Origin of the sequence: Meiothermus granaticius NBRC 107808, from assembly GCF_003574355.1 — a bacterium.
Lineage (GTDB): Bacteria > Deinococcota > Deinococci > Deinococcales > Thermaceae > Meiothermus > Meiothermus granaticius.
The window spans coordinates 1-19,798 of record NZ_QWLB01000054.1 but is presented as its reverse complement, the minus strand read 5'-3'; the positions used below and the strand labels follow the sequence as shown (position 1 = coordinate 19,798).

The window sequence follows — 19,798 nt, the reverse complement described above, 5'->3', positions numbered from 1 at the left end:
GGGCAGCGGCGGAGCCTGAATGGGCCCCAGTCCCGTGGCCTCGAAGGCCACTCGCCCGGTGCTGGCCTCCAGCGCCAGCACCCGCCCCTCCTCGGTGCCCAGGTAGAGCATCCCGTGAGCCAGGGACAAGGCTCCCGTCACCTTTCCGACCTCGAGCTTCCACACCTCATCCCCGGTGCGAACGTCCAGGGCGTAGAGCCACCCAGTCCAGCCCGCGGCATACACCCTGGCCTCATCCACAGCCGGTGCACCCCACAGCTCCCCCTCGAGGTCGTAGCTCCACTGCACCTCGCGCTTAAGGGGATCAAACGCGTGCAGTTCGCCGTCCCAGGTGGGGATGAAAAGCCGCCCCCCTCGAGCCGGAATCGCGGTGTGGACTGGGCCCGTCTCGACCTTGTAGCGCAACCCGCCCCGCTCCGGGTCCAGGGCGTAGAGCCAGCCGTCTTCGCTGGCGATGAAGAGCAGGCCGCGGTACAGGGTAGGGGAAGCCGCCAGATGCCCTCCGGCCTGGAAGCCCCAACGCAGCCCACCGCTGGGGTCCAGGGCGTAGAGAAAGCCATCGCGCCCAGGCAGGTAGATGGTCTCCCCTACCAGCGGGGCCGCCGTGAGCTCGGCGCGGGTGGGAAAACTCAGAATGGGCCGCCCGGAGCGCGAGATTGCGGTCAGGCGACCATCCCAAGCCGCAGCGTAGACCCGGTTGGCGGTGACCACCGGTGGGGCCGAGACCTCATCGCCCAAGCGCTGGCGGTAGACCGTCCCCCCAGCAGGGTCGAGCAGCTCGAGCCGCGCCACCAGCTCTCCCGGCCAGGCCACCTCCCCTCCAAGGTCGTAGGTGCCCTGCAGCTCGAGCCGCTCCGGTCGGGCCGGGCCCGTAGGGTAATGCCCACTGCGGCTGGCTCCCGCCCGAGGTATGCCCGAGAGGGTCTCCCGGTACTCACACAGGTGCTCCTCGAGTACAGCCTTGGCGCTGGCCGCCCCCAGCGGTCGCTCGCTGGGGGTTTTGGCCACCAGGGCCGTTACCAGCCCGGAAACCTCAGCGGGGAGGGCGGGGTTAAGGCCCTGGGCGGGTTTGGGCATTTCGTAGACGTGTTGGTAGAGCACCGACTGGTCATTCTCCCCCTCAAACAGGGGCTTCCCGGTGAAGGTGCGGTAGAGCACGGCACCGAAGCTGTAGAGGTCGGCCTGGGGGGTCAGCGGCAGTCCCCGGGCCTGCTCCGGAGCCATGTACTCCGGGGTTCCCAGGGTATAGCCGGTACGGGTGAAGTGGCGGCTCTCCTGCATCAGGTAGGCCAGGCCGAAATCCATCACCTTGGGTTGCCCGTCTGCGGCCACCAGGATGTTGCGGGGGGTCAGGTCGCGGTGAATCACCCCCCGGGTATGGAGGTGCTCGAGGGCCTCCAACACCTTGATGGCCGCCTCGAGCAGCCGCACCCCCTCCATCCCCTCCTCAAAGGGGCCCAGGCGCTCGAGGCTCCCCCCCTCAACCAACTCCATCACGAAGTAGGTACGGCCGGCCTCCTCGCCCAGGTCGTAGACCTGCACCACCCCAGGATGGGAAAGCTTGGAAAGAGCCTTGACCTCCTGAAAGAAACGGCTTCGCTCGGTGGGGTGGATGTAGGTGTGCAGCAGCTTAACGGCCACCTGACGGTCCATCCGCTCATCCAGGGCCCGCCAAACCTCAGCCATACCCCCTTCCCCCAAAGGGGCGTCCAGCCGATACCGCCCAGCCAGCTTCACCGAGACCATCGGGTCTTATTGTGCCTCAGCCCAGCCCGCTTTTGATGATTGCGCGCTACAGGCGGTCTCCAGGAGCGATCCGCGCACCCCTAGCCCACTCGAGCGCCGACATGGGCTTTTTGCCCTCGGGCTGAACCTCCTTCAGCCCGATGTTTCCCTGGGCGGTGGAAACCTCGAGCCCGTCGGCAACCCCAACCACCGTCCCCGGCGCAGCATTTGGCGTCTGGCCCTCGGCCCTCGACATCTTCAACACCTTGACCCGCTTGCCCTGATGCTCAAACCACGAGCCCGGCCAGGGCTGCACCCCGCGGTGGCGGTTGTAGATCTCGGCGGCGGTACGCTCCCAAAGGATTTTGCCATCCTCCTTCGCCAGCAGGGGGGCGTGGCTGCCGGTGGGGGGCTGGGGGGTGGGGTGCAGGTGCTCGAGGCCCTCTAGCGCCTCCAGCAACAGCTCGATGCCCTTGTCGCGCAGGCGGTTGGAGAGCTCGAGCGCGGTCTCGTCGGGCCCGACCGGGGTAGACCACCTTGCCACCACCGGCCCGGTGTCCATCCCCACGTCGGTTTGCATGATGCAGACCGCAGTCTCGGCATCGCCGTTGATGAGCGTCCACTGCACCGGGGCCGGGCCCCGGTACTTGGGCAGATCCGAGGGGTGCAGGTTCAGAAAGCCAAACCGGGGCAGTTCCAGCAGCTCGGCGGGCAGGATTTTGCCATAGGCGGCGGTGATGGCTACCTCGAGGCCCAGGTTTTTGAAAAGCGCCAGGAACTCGGGGTTCTTGCGGAGTCGGGCAGGCTTTTCCACCCGCAGACCCTGGGCTTCGGCCCAGGCCGCCACCGGGCAGGGCGTGATCCGCAAACCCCGTCCCACCGGCTTATCCGGCTGGGTGACCACCAGCACCACCTGGTGGTGGCGGTGCAGGGCTTCCAGCACCGGAATTGACCAGGCCGGGGAACCGAAAAAGGCCACACGTCTACCGCGCGATGAGGAGCCAGGGAGTGCGCTCACCTTGGCCCCCTAACTGTCCGTTTTCAGGGTTTTCAAGAAAGCCTTGGCCTGGCGCTGCAAATCCGCCAGGTCCTCGCGGTTTTCCTCCAGAAACTTCTGTTTCAGCTTGAACGGCAGGCGCTGAAAATACAGGACCCCGTCGAGGTGATCCATCTCGTGCTGAAAGATTCGGGCCAGGTACCCCTCGGCCTCGAGGGTCCGCTTGGCCCCCTGGAGGTCCTGATACTCAATGCGCACCTGGAGATCGCGGGGCACCTCGTCCACATAAATGCCCGGCAGCGAGAGGCAGCCCTCGAGCCCGCCCTCCTGCCCACCGCCCCGGTGGGTGATGACCGGGTTGACCATCACATAGGTCTGCTTGACCCGGGTCTTGAGCGGGGCCTCCGGGCCCTCTTCCTCCTCGTCGGAGTCATGATATTCCGCCGCCACAAACACGCGCTTGGAGACCCCCACCTGGGGGGCCGCCAACCCCACCCCTCTGGCCTCAAACATGGTCTCGAGCAGATTCTCTGCCAGCTGGGGCAAGTCGGCGAACTCTTGCACCGGCAGGGCTTTTTTCTTCAAAACCGGGTCGCCGTAAAGGCGGATAGGGAGGATCTCAGCCATAGCTCCTGGGCTGATTGTACCGGTTGGAGCCTAGGCCGAAGGTGGACGGGGTTAGAAAGGGCTTACCTCGAGCCGGTGATGTAGGACTCCAGCTCGCTGATCATCAATTCCTGTTGAGACATGATGGCCTTGACCACATCCCCAATCGAGATCACCCCTACCAGCACCCCCTTGTCCAGCACCGGCAGATGGCGAATCCGGTGGTGGGTCATAAGGTTCATGCACTCGGCCACCGTGGCCTCCGGAGCGATGGTCACCAAATCGGTGCTCATCACCTCCTCCACCTTGGTATCACGGGAAAAACGCCCCATCAGCACAATCTTTCGGGCGTAATCGCGCTCAGAAAAGATGCCCCGCAGCCCGCTTTCATCGGTCACCAAGAGGGCCCCGATGTCGTGCTTGGCCATAGCCTCCAGCGCCTCAAACACCGTGGCTTGCGGGGAAACCGTGACCACCGAACCTCCCTTAGCCTGTAACAACTGCCGTACCGTAGCGGCCATACCTCACCTCCAGGAATGAGGGTCTTGCCCCTCTCGAGCTGACGACATTGGGCTGAGGGTTTTATTGTAGCAGATCCACTACTGCCGAATTTGGAGAAGTTCCACGTCGAAGATCAGGGCCGAGTTGGGGGGGATATCCGGGCTGGGGCTGCGATCCCCATAGGCCAGCCTGGCCGGGATGATCAGGCGGCGAATCCCCCCCACCCGCATCCCCACGATCCCCGAGTCCCAACCTGGGATCACCTGCCCCGCCCCGAGCTGAAACTCAAAGGGCTCTCGCCCCTCCTTGCAAGAGCTGTCAAACTCCTTGCCGTCTACGGTGCGACCGATGTAGTTGACCCGCACGGTATCGGAGGTGATGGCCTGAGGGCCGCTGCCCTCCTTGAGGTCTTCGATCTTGAGTGCGGTCACCGAAGCGTTGGTCAGACCGGTAAGCGGGGCCGGTGGGTGGGCACAAAGGGTTCCGCTGGCCGCAGCACTGGCGGTTTCACGCTGGCGCAGGAACAGCCAAGCCCCCAGGGCCACCAAAATCACCACAATCGCCGCGACGAGGAGAGCGGTTCGGTTCATACTGCCGCCCATTGTAGCGGCTGGGGATGAGGAGAGCGCTCAAACGGGGTGCTTCAAGGCCAGCTGTCCACAGGCCGCCCCCACATCCCGGCCCCGGCTCCAGCGCACCGAGACCGGGATACCCTGAGCCTCCAAGGCCGCGGCGAACTTCAAGATGCCCGCTCGAGAAGTCCCCTGGTGAGGGGCCCCTTCCCAGGGGTTCCAGGGGATGAGGTTGAGGTGTGCGGAGAGCCCCTCGAGGTGCTTGGCCAGGGCTTTGGCCTGCCATTCGGCGTCGTTGAGCCCCTTGAGCAGCGTGTATTCCAGCGTTACCCGCCGTCCAGTTGTGGCATAGTAATGCCGCACCGCCTCCATGATTTCGGCGATGCTGTAGCGGTGGGCGGTAGGGATGATCTGCCGACGGGTTTCATCGTCAGGAGCGTGCAGCGAAAGGGCCAGCCGGACTTCCACCTCCTCCTCGGCCAAGCGGTAGATCCCGCGGGGAATCCCCACCGTAGAAAGGGTGATCCGGCGCGGGCTCATGGCCAGACCCTGGGGGTGGAGCATCCGGCGGATCGCGGTGAGGACGTTTTCCAGGTTCAGCAGCGGCTCACCCATCCCCATCAGCACGACGTTTCTAATCTCTCTAGGGGAGAACCCCTGATGGTGCGCGGTATAGAGGATCTGGTCAAGGATCTCCGCCGGGGTAAGGTTGCGTCCAAAGCCCATCCGCCCGGTGGCACAAAAGGTGCAGCCCGCTGGACAACCCACCATCGAGGAGATGCAGAGGGTCTTGCGCCCGGTATAGGGCATGTAAACCGCCTCGGTCTGTCGGCCGTCCAGAAGGGTATAGAGGTACTTCACCGAGCCATCGGCGCTCTCAAAGGGTTGCACCGTGGCGAATTCGGAGATCCGGTACTGGGCCGCCAGCTCGAGCCGCAAGGCTTTGGGCAGATCGGTCATGCCCTCCCAGTCGGCCACACCCCGCTGGTATAGCCAGGCCGCAACCTGGCCTCGGCGATACCGCTCCCCAGGCAGGGCCTCGGGCTCAAGGGCCAGCAGCGAGGCCCTGGGGTCGGCTTGGAATGGGGCCAGAGGTAACTCCATGAAATCCCAGTATAGGTGGAGGATGCGGGTATGGGTGTGGACAAAGGCTCTATCTAAAAACCCCTGCGGGCTTAGGGTTTACGGTTTTTGCCCCGCAGCAAGGCCTGATCCTCGAGCCACCTTCCTGCGCTCTTGCGCCGAGGGCCGAGGGCCAAAAGGGCCCCCAGGGCCAGCGAAAGCAGGCTCAGCCCCCAGGGCTTAATCCAAACCGCCAGAAGGAGGGCGGCCACCCAAAGGCCCAGGCCAACCCGCACCCGGTGCTCGAGCAGGGCCCTTAAGCCGAGGAAAGACACGACCCCCGGCAACCCCCACAACAGCAGACGCAGCAGGAAGACCGCGGCCTCGTTCACCCCAGCCTCGAGGGATTCAGCTCCCAATCCCCCACACCAACAGCGCGCCCAGATCCTCGGCGGGAACCGGCCAGCCCAGGATATGGCCCTGCCCGTAATCCGCGCCCAGCTCCTTCATACGGGTGAGCTGAGACTGCTCCTCGAGGCCCTTCGCCACGGCCTTGGCCCCGATGGCATGGACCATCTCGATGGTGGCCTTGGCGATTGCGGCGTTCTCAGTGGTGGAAAGCGCCGGGTTAAGCTTGAGCCAGTCCAGCGGCAGGCGGCGGAGCTGGGTATGGGGCAAGGGGGTGGTCCCGAAGTTGTCCAAAGCGATGGCCACCCCCAGATGCTTGAGCAGCTCGAGGTTGCGCCCGGCCATCTCGAGGTCGGAGAGCAGGGCATCCTCCCGCACCTCCAGCACCAAGATGTCCGCGCTCAGGCGCTTGGCCTGGAGCATCTCTTGCAGGTAGTTGGGGAAACTGGTGTCGGCCAGGGTCTCGCTCGATAGGTTAAGGCTGAAGCGGGCATTCACCCCGCTAGGCCGCCAAAGCGCGGCCTGCTCGAGCACCTTGTCCAAAGCCCAGCGGTCCTGAGCACTCATCAGCCCCACCTGCTCGGCCAGGGGCAAGAAGTCTCCCGCCTGGTGCATCCCCCGGGGCTTGGGCCAGCGCGCCAGGGCTTCCACCGCGACCAGCTCGAGATCCGAGAGGTTGAACAGGGGTTGAAAGTGCAGGGTCAGGCCGTCCTGGGAAATGGCCTCCTGCAGCTCCCGGGCTCCTGGGGTCAGGAGGCGGATCCCCCCCCCAGCGTCCAGCGCCGACTGGCAGGCTTGCTCGGCCTGCTGCCAGAGGCCTTCGACGGTAGAGGCATCCTGCGGGAAGAGGGAGATGCCAATCCCCACCTTGGCCCCTCCCAAAGCCGCCCGCAACCGACCCAACAGGCGATGGGCCACCCGGCTGGCCCCACCCGTCCAGCGCACCTCCGAGAGCAGCAGGGCGAAGCCCTGGTCACCCAGATAGGCCAGGGAATCGCTGGAGCGCAGGGTGTAGGCGATTTCCCGTGCGGCCTGCTCGGTCTGGGGACGGTTTAGCCCCTCAGCCCGGATCCGCATCAGGGCCAGCGAACGCCCGTGTCGTTGAGCCAGCGAAAGAGCCTGGGAAAGGTTGAGCTCGAAATCCGAGCGCCGGACCGCCAGGGACTTGCGCTCTGGGGTAGCCAGACGCAGATCAGCGCTTGCGGGCCGCAGGATACGCTCGATGACGCCCCCAACCGCTAAGGCCAGGGTTTCATCGGGAGCGGACCATTTTCTCGCGGCCAGGTTTTCCAGCCACAACACCCCGCGCAAGCCCTCCTCCCCGTGGAGCGAGACCTGAAGCGCCGCACCAATCCCCCGCCCCACCAGGATGTCGCGCAGTTCAGCCATGCGGGCATCCTGACGGGCGTCATCGGCAGCGACCAAAAGGTTGCGCTCCAAAACCTGAAAATACACCGGGTGCTTCTCTGGGGTGAGGTTTTCCGGCGGGGTGACCGACTCGGGATACTGCCCAACAAGCTTGAGGGTTCGTTCGTTGCCTTCCCGCAGCCACAAGCAGATTCCCTTGAGGCCCAGCCCAATCAGCATCTCGCCGATCTTGGGCAGGGCCTCCTCGAGGTTGGTGAATCGGCCCTGCGAAAGCTCCAAAATCGAACGCTGCCAGGACTCCTTGGGCATGGGGTTGACCGCTACCCCCTGCGACTCCACCAATAGGGACTGGAGGGCTTCGATCAGGGCTAGCTTGGCCCGCTCATTGAGGTTATACCCCTTCTGTCCAAGGTGGAGCCTGGGTGAGGCCCAGACCAGGCGGCTCGAAACCCAAGACTCCCCGGTGAGCAGGTTGAGCAGGAGTTCCTGAGCTTCCTGGGGCCGCAGCACAACCCCCCCTACCCCACCGAGCCGTACCGCCATCCCTTCGGGCAAGTCTTGATGCTCGATCAACAGGGTGGCTCCCTCAATGGAGAGTGGAGCAAACAGTTTCCAGCCAACCTCGTTCACCAAAATTCAATCCTTTCGTATAAACCCACCTATGCTTACTGTAACAGCCTAGGCAGAATGCGGGTAGGTCAAATATCACGCCGGCCCGCCTCGGCTCGAGAAGACCGGAGGCTGGCCGCCCAATCCGTCAGGAGCGCCGGGTGGGTCCCCCTCAATCCGCCCAGTACCCCGCTTTGCGCAGCTCCGCTTCCACCGCCGGTAAAAGCCGGAGATAAGCGGCTTCCAGGCCCATGGCCCGCAGGGTGGCTCCGGCAGCCGGAACATGCCCACCCCCCCCGAGGCTGACCGCCACCGCCTGGGCCGAGACCCCCCCCCGGCTGCGGATGCTGAGCTTAACCCCCTCTGGCCGCTCGCGCAGGAACACCGCGATCTGCGCACCCTCGGCATAGCGGATCTGGCCCACGAAGTCGTCGGAGTCCTCAACCTCGAGCCCGGCGGGAAGGTGGGCGGTGACCAGCAATCCCCCGAAGTGAAACCGCACCGTTTCCATCACCTGGCCTAACGCCCGGAAGTATTCTGGGGGCCGCCAGCGGAGCCGATCGGTGAGCTCCGCCAGCTCCACCCCGTAGCCCACCAGTTCAGCCGCCGTATGCAGCACCTCAGGGGTGGTGTTGGCAAAAGCGAAGTTGCCGGTATCGGTGATCAGCCCGGTCAGCACCGGGGTAGCGATCTCCGGGGTCCAGCGCACCCCCAGCAGATCAATGAGGTCTTTCACAATCTGTGCGGTGGCGGACTTAGAGGGGTCCACCACCCAGAGATCGCCAAAGCGGGGATTGGTGCCGTGGTGGTCCAGGTTGATCACCCTGCCCTCCACCGGCGCCCCAGTCACCCGTCCTGGCTCGGCGGAATCCAGCACAAGCAGGGTGGCCCCTTCAGGAACCCTCTGAAGGGCGGGATGCAGCTCCTGGTCTCGAGCCAGAAACCGCAGGTAGCGCGGGGGCTCGGCAATCCAGATCACCTCTTTCCCCAAGGCCTTTAGGGCCCGGGCCAGGCCCAAGGAAGATCCGATGGCATCCCCGTCCGGGTCTACGTGGGTCACGATGTAAAGAGGGGTTTTCAGGGCTTTGAGCGCCTCTGCCACAGCCTGTAGATGCTCGCGGTAATGAGGGTCAGGATTATTGGAGTTCATATCGTTTCACTATACGGGTTGGGGGAGAACCCCTCCGCCCCGATATTTTAGGGCAGCCCCCAAGCTTTGGCCTCAGCACGGGCTCCTTAGAGCGCTCTTCACCTATGAATCCTTATCCCAGACAGAACCGCGGCTGCCGGGAAGGGCGGCCACGTCTGTGAAGAGCGCGATAATTGACATCTCCGGCCCGACCTTTGCTTATAATCCCCAAGAGCATGGAACGCTTAATCCCCCCCACCCTTTCCCTCAAAGGCCGCCTGCGGGTTCCCGGCGACAAATCGGTAACCCATCGAGGGCTGATGCTCGGTGCTTTGGCCCAGGGCGAAAGCCGGCTGCACTACCCCCTCAAGGCCGGGGACACCCTTTCCACCGCAGCCGTCATGCGGGCTTTGGGAGCGGAAATCACCGAGCAGGGCGAGCATTTTCACATCAAAGGGGCGGGGCTGCGCCTGCAGGAACCCACCGACATCCTCGATTGTGGCAACGCCGGAACCCTGATTCGCCTGGTCAGCGGTCTGCTGAGCGGGCAGGAATTTTTCAGTGTGCTGACCGGGGATGCCTCGCTGCGGCGGCGGCCCATGGGCCGGGTCACCAAACCGCTGTTGGCCATGGGGGCTCGGATTGAAGGGCGCGACCGGGGCAACCTCGCCCCCTTGGCCATCCGGGGGGGTGGGCTCACCGGCATCCATTACGAGCTGCCCATCGCCAGCGCGCAGGTCAAGAGCGCGGTGCTCTTGGCTGGGCTCTTTGCCGACGACGACACTGAGGTGGTGGAGCCGGCTCCTACCCGCGACCACACCGAACGGCTGTTTCGGCACTACGGATTGCCCATCGAGGTGGAGGGGCGCACCGTGCGCACCCGCCGGGCCAGCCCCTTTGGGGCCAGAGACCTAACCGTGCCCGGAGACATCAGCAGTGCGGCCTTCTTCATCGTGGCCGCGCTGATCACCCCCGAGAGCGAGGTGCTGCTCGAGGGGGTGGGCCTCAACCCAACCCGTACCGGCCTGCTGGGCGTCTTGAAGGAGATGGGCGCAGACCTGACCTGGGAGGTCACCGAGGGACAGGATGGGGAGCCGGTGGGCTGGATCAGAGCCCGCAGTTCCGCCCTCAGAGGCATCTCGGTAGACCCTCGGCAGATCCCGCTGATGGTGGATGAGGTGCCTGCCCTGGCCGCCGCCGCCGCCTGGGCCGAGGGCGAGACCCACATCCCAGGCCTCGAGGAACTGCGGGTCAAGGAGTCTGACCGGGTAGCCGCCATCGCCCAAAACCTGCAACGCCTGGGGGTTGGGGTGGAGGCCGGGCCAGACTGGCTGCGCATTCAAGGGGGCAGGGTGCAGGCCGGGGTGGTAGAGCCCTTCCATGACCATCGCATCGCCATGGCCTTCGCGGTGTGTGGGCTGCCGGTGGGGGTCAGGGTGCAGGAGGCTGAGTGGGCCAGCATCTCCTTCCCGAGCTTCTGGGAAGACCTCGAGCGCTTGAGCAACCCCGCATGACCCCACCGAGCGTGAGCCCCGCTGCCCCCATCATCACCATTGACGGCCCTTCAGCCTCGGGCAAAACCAGCGTGGCCCGGCTGGTAGCCCAGCGGCTGGGCATTCCCTACATCTCCAGTGGCCTGCTCTACCGCGCGGTGGCCCTGATGTGCCTGCTGGAGAACGTCACCGCCGAGGAGATCGAACACCGGCTGGGGAAGTACCGCCTCGAGCTGCACCCCACCCCAGAAGCCAACCGGGTGTTGCTCAACGGCAAGGACGTCACCGAGAGCCTGCATAACCTCGAGGTGGATGCGGTGGTCTCCGCCGTCGCCAAGCGCCCTGGGGTGCGCGCATATGTCAATGCGGTGCTGCGCGAACTTCCCGGCCCTTTTGTGATTGACGGGCGGGATATGGGCAGCACGGTGTTTCCTGAGGCCAAATACAAGTTCTACCTCACCGCCTCACCGGAGGTACGGGCCTCGAGGCGGGTGCCCGAGCGCGACGCAGCTTATGAAACCGTGCTGGCCGAGATCTTACGCCGGGACCAGGCCGATGCCACCCAGAGCGCTCCGGCCAAAGACGCTCTTTTGCTCGATACCAGCCACCTTGATCTGGATGGGGTGGTGCAGGCGGTTCTGGGCCACCTCACCGAAAGGGCTGGCCCATAGGCCAGCCCCGATCTGAAGAGCACCCTATATATCGAGTTGGGCATAGCGGGCGTTCTCTTCGATAAACTCTCGCCGGGGCTGGACATCGCTGCCCATCAGCTCATCGAAGATCTGGGCGGCGTAGGAAGCGTCCTTCATGTCCACCTTCTTGAGCACCCGCTTGCTGGGGTCCATGGTGGTCTCCCAGAGCTGTTCGGCGTTCATCTCGCCCAGACCCTTGAAGCGCTGGAGCTCGTAGGGCTTGTCGCCGATGCTGGCCAAGGCCTTCTTGAGGGCCTCGTCGTCGAAGAGGTACTCGATGGTTTTGCTTTTGCCCACCCGGATGCCGTACAGCGGAGGCTGGGCCACGTAGAGGTATCCCTGCTCGATGATCGGGCGCAGGTAGCGGTAGAAGAACGTCAAGAGCAGGGTACGAATGTGCGAGCCGTCCACATCCGCGTCGGTCATGATGATGATCTTGTGGTAGCGCAGGGTCTCGAGGTTGAAATGGGCCTCGTCCTGCGTTCCGCCAATCCCCGCACCGATGGCCGCCACCATGGCCCGCACCTCGGCGTTCTTAAGGGCTTTGGAGAGTCCCGCCTTCTCCACGTTCAAAATCTTGCCCCGCAGGGGCAGGATGGCCTGGAACCGGCGGTCCCGCCCACTCTTGGCGCTACCGCCCGCGCTATCCCCCTCCACGATGAAGAGTTCGGCCTCGGCAGGGTCTTCCGACTGGCAATCGGCCAGCTTGCCGGGCAGGTCGTCGGACTCGAGGGGGTTGGAGCGGCGCACCAAATCTTTGGCCTTACGGGCCGCTTCGCGGGCCTGGGCCGCACGCTGGGCTTTTTCATAGATCAGTTTGGCTACGCGGGGGTTCTCTTCCAAATACTCCGAAAACCTCTCGTAAACCACCTTGGAAACCGCGGTGCTCGCTTCGGGGTTGAGCAGCTTGCCCTTGGTCTGCCCCTCAAACTGCGGCTGGGGAATCTTGATCGAAACCACCGCCGAAACCCCTTCCAGCAGGTCCTCGCCGGTCGGCTCAATGTCCTTGTCCTTGACCAACCCGGCCTTCTTGGCATAGGCGTTGATGGCCCTGGTGTAGGCGGTCTTGAAGCCAGAAATGTGGGTGCCGCCGTCGGCGGTGGGGATCATGTTGGCAAAGCTGACCAGATTGGCGCTGTAGCCCTTGGTGTGCACCAAACCCACATCCACCCCCACCGCCTCGACCTGGCCTTGCAACAATACCGGCTTGTCGTAGAGCAGTTCCTCGCCGTCGGCGCGGTACTTGGCAAAGGAGCCCACCCCGCCCTTGTCCAAGAAGACCTCTTCCTTCTGGTGAATCTCGTCCTTGAACACCAGCTTGAGGCCGGCCACCAGGAAGGAGACCTCGCGCAGCCGCACCCGCAGCCGGCTGGCCTCGAACTTCTGCTCGGCGCCAAAAATCTGTGGGTCGGGCCGGAAGGTGACTCGAGTTCCCCGCTTGCCTTTGGCGAACTCATCCACCACGTGGAGCCGCTTGACTACCTCACCCCGGCTGAACTCGATGCGGTACTGCCTATCGTCCCGAAACACATCCACGATGGTGAATTCAGACAGGGCATTGACCACACTGGCCCCCACCCCGTGCAGGCCTCCGGCCACCTTATAGGCCCCCTCCTCGAACTTGCCCCCGGCGTGCAGAACGGTGTAGATCACCTCCACTGCGGGTTTGCCCTCTCCGGGCATATAGTCCACCGGCACCCCCCGCCCGTTGTCCTCAACGGTGAGGCTGCCGTCTTTGTTCAGGGTGGTGATGATCTCGGTGGCATACCCCGCCAGGGCCTCGTCCACCGAGTTATCGAGGATTTCCTTGAACAGGTGGTGATAACCGTCGGATTGGGTGCCGCCAATGTACATGGCCGGGCGGTGACGAACCCCCTCGAGCCCCTTCAACACTTTAATCTTGGTCGCGTCGTATTTCGTATGGGCAGTAAAGTTAGCGCTCACCTCACCAGTATAGCATATTACGTTATAGGCGTAATCAAATAAAGGAGCGCTCCGAAATACGAAATCGCTGTGCTGGGCAGATTTAAAGGGCCCTCTCTTCCGGGGGGCAGACTGATGCTAAAGGGGCTCGAGCCGATCATCGTCTGTGGCATCTTCGTCCCCGTCGGTATATTTCGCGGAAGATTAAAAGATGGTTTGGGTTTCAATTTCGATCAGAGCAAACTCGCCCCCCACCGGAGCGACGGGACACAGGCCCTGCTGGGCTGGTCCAGTCCAGCCCACTAGCGTTTCACCGAACCCACCGCACTGATTGCGGTATCCACGTGGGTTTGCAGCCGCAGCCGCTTGCCCAGCTCACGCCACCAGATGTAGGCCGGACTATCCAGGCGCTTGATGCCTTCGATCAGGGTATCGCGGCGCCAGTTCTTAAGCCGCAGCAGGAACAGGTTCAGGAAGAGATCGCGGTACTCCGGGTGGGTACGGTCCATGTGAAAGTGAAACCGCAAACCCCGGGCCTGCGAGAACGAGACGATGATCGGAACCCCCTCCGGGCCTTCCAACGGGATCTCCACCGTGCTGTCGGTGAGCGTGCTGCTGTTGACCTCGTACTCTTCCTGGATCATCCCGATCTCTTTGAGGATCAGGGCAAAGGCCCGCAGCTCGAGCCCGTTGAGCTCGCGGTAGAGCCGGTCATACAGTTCAAAGGTTGGGCTGTAGTGGAACTGCTCCCCCGGCTGGGTAGCCCACCACATGGCGTACTGGCCTTTGGGCGGCATCAGCGAGGCCTGCACGTAGAGCCGGTCGCGGCGCGCGATGGACTCCACCTCTTCTGGGTAGATCGAAAGCAGGTCTTCGGTGCTGTAAAACACCGGGCGCAGCCGACCCCACTTGCGCCCAAGCTCCTGTAGGGCGATGTAGTGGCCTGCGGCCCTGGCATCGGCGATAGGATAGAAAAACAGGTCATACTCGCCGTCGGGGGCCCGCACCCGCAGGGGAATCTCCACCACCCCCTCCTTGGTGACCCGCAGCACATCGGCTTCCAGCACCTCGAGCCCCGATTTTCGGAACAGGGTCTCAACGGTGGTAGCGAACATCAGTTGGTTGGCCTTGCGAACCTCGGGGGCATCGCTGGGAATGATGCGCTCCACCAGGACTTTGGGCCACTGGGCAGGGGCATTGGTCAGGAGTTCTAGCATAGGTATCAACGCGAAGAGGTCCAGCGCTCTAGACCCCAGGGTATACCCCACCCGGTGTTCCGCTTGTGATATTTGCCAGCGAGGAAGGCTCTGCGGGCTGTAGGAGCCGGTATAGTGGGGGTTGGTATGAGCCACCCAGCCCCCGATAACCCCAATGTTTCACAGCAGAAGCACCCCGCCCGGGACTGGGAACGCTTCGTGTCCCGACAGGTAGCCGAACAAACCGCGGAGCACCGCTATCCCCTGCGCCGCGTGCTCGAGTTTCCCCCCTTTGAACCGCTGGGAGCGGCCCGAATGGCCGAGCTCGAGGCCCTCACCGCCCGCGCTACGATTCCCGAGCTACAGGCCGAGATGGAAGCGGGGCGGCTCAGCGCAGTCGAACTCACCCGGTTTTACCTGACCCGCATCCGACAGCACAACGACCGGCTGGGGGCTTGGCTCGAGGTCAACCCACAGGGGCTCGAGCAGGCGCAGCAGCTCGACGCCGAACGGGGTGCCGGGCGGGTACGCGGGCTGCTTCACGGCATCCCGCTGGCCCTCAAGGACAACCTCGCCACCGCTGCGCCCCTGCACACCACCGCGGGGGCTGCGGCCCTCCGGGAAGCCATGGCCGACCGTGAGGCCTTCATCGTGCAGAGGTTGCGGGCGGCTGGGGCGCTGGTGCTGGGGAAAAACAACCTCTCGGAATGGGCCAATTTCATGACCACCCACTCGGTCAACGGCTTCAGCGCCCTGGGTGGGCATACCCGTAACCCCTATGGCCCTTTCGACGTGGGGGGCAGCAGCAGCGGAACGGCGGTAGCGGTAGCCGCCAACCTGGCCGTAGCCGGGGTGGGCAGCGAGACCTCCGGCTCACTGGTCTATCCGGCTGCGCAAAACGGGATCTTCACCCTCAAACCGAGCCTGGGGCTGGTGAGCCGCGACCGTATCATCCCCATCACCGAGGCCCAAGACACCGCGGGGCCCCTGACCAAAAACGCCACCGACCTGGCCGTACTGATGGGGGTCTTGACCGCCTACGACCCCGCGGACCCGCTCACCCAACGGGCCAAGGCCCTCGAGCCAGGGGCGTTCGCCCTCCAGGGTGGATCCTTGGCCGGGCTGCGGATAGGCTGGATAGAGCACACCCAGCGTACAGGCGACCTGGAGGGGCTAGGGCTTGTGGTCCAGGCCTTCCAGCGGTTGGGGGCCGAGGTCAAGGTTCTGCCCTTTCCCACGCGGGAAATTGAGATGCTGCCGGTGCTGCGCTATGGCCTGCGCGAAGGAGTCAACGCTTACTTGAGGGCCACCGGAGCCCCCATCCCCGATCTGGCCGCGGTGATCGCCTTCAACGAGGCCCACCCGGAGGCCGCGCCCTACGGGCAAGACCTCTTGATCGCCGCGCAAAACGAGGGCCTGGCTGCTGAGGAATATCACGCCCTGGTCGAGAAAAACCGACAAGTCGGGACTGAGGTCCTGGAGGGGCTGATGCAGGAGCATGAAGTCTCGCTGCTGCTCACGGTGAGCAACAGCCTCTCGGCCTACACCTCCACCTCGGGGTTTCCGGTGCTCACCTTTCCAGCGGGCTACCGCGCCTCGGGTGAGCCGATAGGGGCTTCCTTGGTGGGTAGGCTGCTCGAAGACCCCCACCTGATCGCGGTGGCCCAGGCCTTGCGGCCGCACCTGGAACCCCGCAAAACACCGGTCCTGTAGGCTAGAGCCATGCTCGAGGGGCTTGTTGTACTGGTGGGGCTGGGTCGGCTCTTGACCCTGGTCGGGCTGGTGGTGTTCTTCCTGCTGGCCTTTCCGCTGCTGGTGCGCGAACCCGCCCGCTGGCAGCTGGGCTTCTTCAAAGCCCTGGCCTATACTGCGGTCCTGACCGTGCTCCTGGAGTTTCTCCTGCGGGGCCCCTCCTGGCTTCACGCCTCCTATGGACTGATCAGCGCGCTGCTGCTGCTGTGCGTGTCTGGCCTCGAGCCCGGAGGGTGGTTTCGCCGGGGGCTACCCCACCCACCCGAGCGGGTCGGGCAGTACTTCTTCTGGGCCAGCTTCGTGGGGTTTTTGTTGTGGGAGCGTTTCATCCAAACCGGCTGAGCTGGGTGTGAATGCTCTGGGCGATGCGGCCTGCGGCTCCCGGTTCGCCCATTGCGGCCTTTCCCGCCTCCTGTGCCCTGCGGCGCAGGCCCTCGTCCTCTAACAGAGCCCGCACCGCCTGGGCGATGGCCTCTGGGCGCGGCTCGGTCAGGGTCAGCGCCTCCCTCAGCAAGCGCCGCTGCCCCTGGGCGAATCCCAGCGTGTACTGCGGTCCGCCGGTGGGAAAACCCACGATTGGAACCCCATACCCCGCGGCCTGTTCCGCTGCGGTCCCGCTGGTGGAGAGGGCCACCCTCGAGCCCAGCAGCGCGGTCTTGAAGGCGCGTTCCGCCCACACCACCCTCGTCCCGTCGGGATGGGTCAGCCACCCAGCCCCCCCCCACTGCCAGCCTTCAAGCCTAAGCGGATCCAGCGGCAGACCCGCCCATGCGACCACCGGGGTCAGCCCGGTGGGCTGGAGCCGCCGGCAGGCCTCGAGCATTTGGGGCAAGCTCTCGTAGGCATCGGCCCGCGAGCCCGGCAACAGCAGCAGGTAGGGCGGCGGAAGGGGTAGCGGCTCCTCCCCCTCGAGCGCGTCCAGCATGGGGTTGCCGAGGTATTGGACGTTGGGAACACCATGTTCTTGAAGCCAGCCCGCAGCCTCGGCCTCGCGCGGGTAGACCCGCACCGCCCGGCGCATCAAAAGCCGCTCCAGCCCGCCGTAAGGCTGGGCCCACCCCCCCTCTCGGCTGGCCCAGGCCCGTACCGAAACCAGGGGCTGCATTTGAAACAGCGGGCGGATGCCGAACAGGCTGCCCACCAAAAGCCCGTAGATATCCCCCACCACCAGCGTCGCCATCGCCCCTCGAGCCGCCCGCCGCAAGGCCCGGTAGTGCCCCAGGCTCATCGAGAGCCAGCCCGCCCGCAGGTCCTCCCAAAACGCGGTGGGCTGACCCAGCACAAACCCCCCAGAGGGCATCTCCCGGCGCGGCCCCAAGACCACGAACCCCGCCCGCTCATAGGCCCTGCCCCGACCCACCAGGGGCAAGGCCGCGATGGCATAGCCCAGGCGGGTCAGCTCGAGCCCCAGCCGGGCCCCGATGATATCCTCGCCATGCCCATTGGAAACGATTACAATCCGCCCCACCCCTCCAGAATACGGTCGGAACTGGGGTTAGGCCGGAGGTGAGGCGGACTCGTCGGTGGTGCGCAGGGGATCTGGCTGGGTGGAGAGCAGCTTCACCGCATCGTGTGGGGGGTCCTCGAGCTCAACCCGGGCCCGCCCGGCCACCTTGGCTCGGTACATGGCCTCGTCGGCTCGGCTCAGAAGCCCCGCGATGCTGTCGCCCTGGCGGTAGCAAGCCACCCCAATGCTCAAAGAGATCTCGAGGCCCGAAACCGGGTTGGCCACGATGGCCTCGAAGAGCCGCCCCGAAAGGGCCTGGGCCTGGGCCAGATCGGTCTCGGGCGCCAGCACCAAAAACTCCTCGCCTCCCCAGCGGGCAATCTGGTCGCTGGGGCGCAGCCCTGCGCTCAGCCGACCGGCCACCTCGCGCAACACCTGATCCCCCACCGCGTGCCCGTGGTTGTCATTGACCCACTTAAAGTGGTCAATATCGGCCAGGAGCACCGCAAAGCGGCGGTCATAGCGCTTCGCCCGCTCGAGCTCGGCCTCGAGGCACTCCTGCATGGCCCGGCGGTTGATCAAGCCGGTAAGGGCATCGGTATGGGCCATCAGGTGCATCTGGGCGTAGTGGTAGCGCAGATGGGCAAAGATGTACAGCAGGAGAACATAGGTAAGGTTGGAGAACACAAACTGCAGCATGGTGTTGAGCGCGCTGAGCTCCAGGGGCGGCCCCAACAGCAGCCCCAACCCCCCCGCGGTCAGCCCAAGGCTCAGGTAAACCGCCGAGAAAACGATGGCCTGCCGCCGCCCCAGCAGCACAAAGGACATCAAGTAAACAATGGGGAACCACAACAGGCCGGGGCTGAGGCTTTCAGGGTGGTAGTACAAGCCGTGGTTGGTCTCGTAGAAAGCCCCGACGATCTCATATACGCCCATCAAGCTGAGCCCGATCTGCCAAACCCGCCGAATCTGAGCCCTATTCCACAGCAGATAGAGCTCGAGACCCGCAAATCCCAGGGCCAGCGGCAGCAGCAAAAACCGGTCCACCGGCCCCAGCTTCCCGCTCAGCAGGGAAAGCCCCCAAGCCAATAGGGCCGCACAAGCCCCCACCGGCAGCAACCACAGCGTGACCCGCAGGCGCAGCGCCTCGAGCGGATCGGCCACCTCGAGGGTCTGGTAGGGGTTGGGAGGACGACGGACAGACATACAAGGTTACAGGCTAATCTAACACAAAGGAGTGCGACAATCGGACCCCCTGTAAGAGCCGTCCACTGCGCTCCAAGGCCGCTCCTTGCCGGGTCAGGGGGCCAGCGGAGATTAATTCTGCAGGGATCGGATCAGATAGTCCGCAGCCGCCCAGCCGCTCTCGAGGGCCCCTTCTATCCGCGCCCCACCGCACCAGTCGCCGCAGAACACCAGGTTGTCCTGGGCTAGAAACCGCCAGGGATGAAGTACGGTGGGCTGTGCGTAGCGCCAGCGGTGGGCCAGGGCCAGGCGGTACCGCCCCACCCAGTCGCCCAACAGTTGGCGTGCCGCCTCAAGCATCGGGGGGAGCACGGCCTCGGGGGGTTCCTCGAGGTGCGCCGTGCTCCACTCGGGGCTGGCGTGCAGCACCAAAACCGGGGGGCCCTCGAGGTTGCGCTTGGTATGGTCTAAAGCCGCCCAGGCCAAGACCGGATGGCGGATCTCCAGCCCCACCCAGTCGGTGTAGGGCAGGGTCTCAAAGACCAAAATGGCCGCCCAGCAAGGGGCAAACCGCACCGCCGCCAGGGCCTCCTGTACCGCCGGCTGGAACACCTCTCCCCTAAGCTTCAGGGCCTGGGGCGCGGGCAGATTGAGGAGAAGGGCCTGGCCGGCTCGAGCCGCACCGCCCTCCAGCCCCACTTCCCAACCTGCTGCGGTCCGTCGCAGCTCCTGCACGGTGGCCTTGGTCTCTACCGAGAGCGGAGCCTCCCCGGCCTCGAGCCCCTGAACCAGGGCTTTTCCTAGGGCGCTCATCCCATCCGGGCAGATATACCGTGGATGCGGAGAACCCCGGGCCTCAATTCCCCGCTCGGTCAGCAGCGAGAGGCCCTGCGTCCACTCCCGCACCACCCCGCGACCTACGAGCTCGGGCAGGATCATCCGCAGGTTGGCCCCTTTGGCGGTGAAGTACTGGGCGCCGTGGTCAACCCGCAGGGTTTTGCCCTCCAGTTCGATCCAACGGGTCGCCGCCCGGCCCGAAACCCCCCTTGATTTGTCCAGCACGTGCACCCGCAGCCCCGCCCGCACCAGCTCGCGGGCGGGGCTGCGGGTGCACGTGCTGGACAAATCAAGGG

The 19,798-nt window shown here is 64.9% G+C and carries 18 protein-coding genes; 4 read left to right on the top strand and 14 right to left on the bottom strand.

Translation table 11 applies throughout. The annotated features are described in order from the left end of the window. The 9 genes from Mgrana_RS14780 to Mgrana_RS14740 all read right to left on the bottom strand — a co-directional run. A partial coding sequence (locus tag Mgrana_RS14780) for a serine/threonine-protein kinase (protein ID WP_119358365.1) occupies nucleotides 1–1,746 on the bottom strand: 1,746 nt, incomplete at its 3' end. 46 nt (nucleotides 1,747–1,792) lie between these two features. Then, nucleotides 1,793–2,743 carry a methionyl-tRNA formyltransferase gene (fmt, locus tag Mgrana_RS14775; RefSeq protein WP_240631394.1) on the bottom strand — a complete coding sequence of 317 codons (951 nt, stop codon included), beginning with the start codon at nucleotides 2,741–2,743 and terminating at the stop codon, nucleotides 1,793–1,795. A gap of 9 nt (nucleotides 2,744–2,752) precedes the next feature. Beyond that, the gene (def, locus tag Mgrana_RS14770; protein WP_119358363.1) at nucleotides 2,753–3,349 is read right to left on the bottom strand and encodes a peptide deformylase; all 597 of its coding nucleotides are present in this window, start codon (nucleotides 3,347–3,349) and stop codon (nucleotides 2,753–2,755) included. Between the two features lie 62 nt (nucleotides 3,350–3,411). Continuing rightward, on the bottom strand, nucleotides 3,412–3,849 hold the full coding sequence (locus tag Mgrana_RS14765) for a CBS domain-containing protein (RefSeq protein ID WP_119358362.1): 438 nt from the start codon (nucleotides 3,847–3,849) through the stop codon (nucleotides 3,412–3,414). 78 nt (nucleotides 3,850–3,927) lie between these two features. Continuing rightward, nucleotides 3,928–4,419: an FKBP-type peptidyl-prolyl cis-trans isomerase gene (locus Mgrana_RS14760; protein ID WP_119358361.1), complete on the bottom strand. Its 492-nt coding sequence runs from the start codon at nucleotides 4,417–4,419 to the stop codon at nucleotides 3,928–3,930. Nucleotides 4,420–4,458: 39 nt separating this feature from the next. Continuing rightward, a complete protein-coding gene (rlmN, locus tag Mgrana_RS14755; protein ID WP_119358360.1) occupies nucleotides 4,459–5,505 on the bottom strand; it encodes a dual-specificity RNA methyltransferase RlmN in 1,047 nt (348 codons plus the stop codon). A 71-nt stretch (nucleotides 5,506–5,576) separates the two neighbouring features. Continuing rightward, nucleotides 5,577–5,882: a hypothetical protein gene (locus tag Mgrana_RS16980; protein WP_186813120.1), complete on the bottom strand. Its 306-nt coding sequence runs from the start codon at nucleotides 5,880–5,882 to the stop codon at nucleotides 5,577–5,579. Continuing rightward, entirely contained in the window at nucleotides 5,872–7,869 is a 1,998-nt protein-coding gene (locus Mgrana_RS14745; protein WP_119358359.1) for a GGDEF domain-containing phosphodiesterase, read from the bottom strand. The genes Mgrana_RS16980 and Mgrana_RS14745 overlap by 11 nt, the downstream gene beginning before the upstream one ends. A gap of 151 nt (nucleotides 7,870–8,020) precedes the next feature. After that, a complete protein-coding gene (locus Mgrana_RS14740) occupies nucleotides 8,021–8,998 on the bottom strand; it encodes a DHH family phosphoesterase (protein ID WP_119358358.1) in 978 nt (325 codons plus the stop codon). 215 nt (nucleotides 8,999–9,213) lie between these two features. Between Mgrana_RS14740 and aroA the strand changes: the two genes are divergently transcribed. Continuing rightward, nucleotides 9,214–10,491 carry a 3-phosphoshikimate 1-carboxyvinyltransferase gene (aroA, locus tag Mgrana_RS14735; RefSeq protein WP_119358357.1) on the top strand — a complete coding sequence of 426 codons (1,278 nt, stop codon included), beginning with the start codon at nucleotides 9,214–9,216 and terminating at the stop codon, nucleotides 10,489–10,491. After that, nucleotides 10,488–11,141, top strand: a complete 654-nt coding sequence (cmk, locus tag Mgrana_RS14730) for a (d)CMP kinase (RefSeq protein ID WP_119358356.1) — start codon at nucleotides 10,488–10,490, stop codon at nucleotides 11,139–11,141. The genes aroA and cmk overlap by 4 nt, the downstream gene beginning before the upstream one ends. A 24-nt stretch (nucleotides 11,142–11,165) precedes the next feature. On the opposite strand, the gene Mgrana_RS14725 is transcribed toward cmk, so the two are convergent. Next, nucleotides 11,166–13,106: a DNA topoisomerase subunit B gene (locus Mgrana_RS14725; RefSeq protein ID WP_119358355.1), complete on the bottom strand. Its 1,941-nt coding sequence runs from the start codon at nucleotides 13,104–13,106 to the stop codon at nucleotides 11,166–11,168. A 281-nt stretch (nucleotides 13,107–13,387) separates the two neighbouring features. Next, nucleotides 13,388–14,302 (bottom strand): hypothetical protein, encoded by a 915-nt coding sequence (locus tag Mgrana_RS14720; protein ID WP_119358354.1) that lies wholly within the window; start codon nucleotides 14,300–14,302, stop codon nucleotides 13,388–13,390. Between the two features lie 126 nt (nucleotides 14,303–14,428). On the opposite strand from Mgrana_RS14720, the gene Mgrana_RS14715 reads away from it, so the two are divergent. Next, on the top strand, nucleotides 14,429–15,994 hold the full coding sequence (locus Mgrana_RS14715; RefSeq protein ID WP_119358353.1) for an amidase family protein: 1,566 nt from the start codon (nucleotides 14,429–14,431) through the stop codon (nucleotides 15,992–15,994). A 9-nt stretch (nucleotides 15,995–16,003) separates the two neighbouring features. Then, nucleotides 16,004–16,375: a hypothetical protein gene (locus Mgrana_RS14710; protein ID WP_119358352.1), complete on the top strand. Its 372-nt coding sequence runs from the start codon at nucleotides 16,004–16,006 to the stop codon at nucleotides 16,373–16,375. Here Mgrana_RS14710 and Mgrana_RS14705 read toward each other — a convergent pair. The 3 genes from Mgrana_RS14705 to Mgrana_RS14695 all read right to left on the bottom strand — a co-directional run. Then, nucleotides 16,359–17,501, bottom strand: coding sequence for a lipid-A-disaccharide synthase-related protein (locus Mgrana_RS14705; protein ID WP_119358351.1), 1,143 nt, complete (start codon nucleotides 17,499–17,501; stop codon nucleotides 16,359–16,361). The two genes, Mgrana_RS14710 and Mgrana_RS14705, sit on opposite strands and share 17 nt — an antisense overlap. A 27-nt stretch (nucleotides 17,502–17,528) precedes the next feature. Further along, on the bottom strand, nucleotides 17,529–18,686 hold the full coding sequence (locus tag Mgrana_RS14700) for a GGDEF domain-containing protein (RefSeq protein ID WP_119358350.1): 1,158 nt from the start codon (nucleotides 18,684–18,686) through the stop codon (nucleotides 17,529–17,531). Between the two features lie 111 nt (nucleotides 18,687–18,797). After that, a partial coding sequence (locus tag Mgrana_RS14695) for an NAD(P)/FAD-dependent oxidoreductase (RefSeq protein WP_119358349.1) occupies nucleotides 18,798–19,798 on the bottom strand: 1,001 nt, incomplete at its 5' end.